This is a genomic window from Photorhabdus tasmaniensis (assembly GCF_011189505.1).
In the GTDB taxonomy this organism is placed as follows: Bacteria; Pseudomonadota; Gammaproteobacteria; order Enterobacterales; family Enterobacteriaceae; genus Photorhabdus; species Photorhabdus tasmaniensis.
In genome coordinates this window covers 1-495 of sequence record NZ_PUJU01000215.1, presented here as the reverse complement: position 1 = coordinate 495, position 495 = coordinate 1, and the positions used below count along the sequence as shown (strand labels likewise).

The window sequence follows — 495 nt, the reverse complement described above, 5'->3', positions numbered from 1 at the left end:
ATAAGTGCAATTTTTCAGAAGGGCGGTCAGTTGCTATAGTAGGCATCTTTCTCGCCAAAGGAAAATGCACTATGGCCTATACACAACTGACCGAAACAGAAAGATATCAGGTTTCCAGCTTAAAAGAAGCGGGTTTTTCACAGCTTTTCATTGCTGAGTCACTTAAGCGAAGTCCGTCGACCATCAGCAGAGAATTGAAGAGAAATCAAGAGGTCCAGACATACTGTCCTGAACAGGCTCATTTGAAGGGATTGGCACGTCGTCATTTTGCTAAGAAAGCCGTGAAAATAACGCCGGTAGTAAGAAAATGGATAAAACGGTTAATTTGGAAAGACTTAAGCCCTGAACAGGTGGTTGATTATTTGAAGCAACATAAAGGGATATCTTTGCATCATGAGACGATTTATAGGCTGATTTATAAAGATAAAATAGAGGGGGGTGATTTATGGCAACATCTGCGAATTGCCAGAAAACCCTATCGCAAACGTTATGGTC

Annotated in this window: 1 protein-coding gene; it reads left to right on the top strand. The window is 41.2% G+C overall.

Translation table 11 applies throughout. The annotated features are described in order from the left end of the window. Positions 1-71: 71 nt before the first annotated feature. Positions 72-495: IS30 family transposase (locus C5471_RS23615; protein WP_166296684.1), on the top strand; the 424-nt coding region annotated here is incomplete at its 3' end.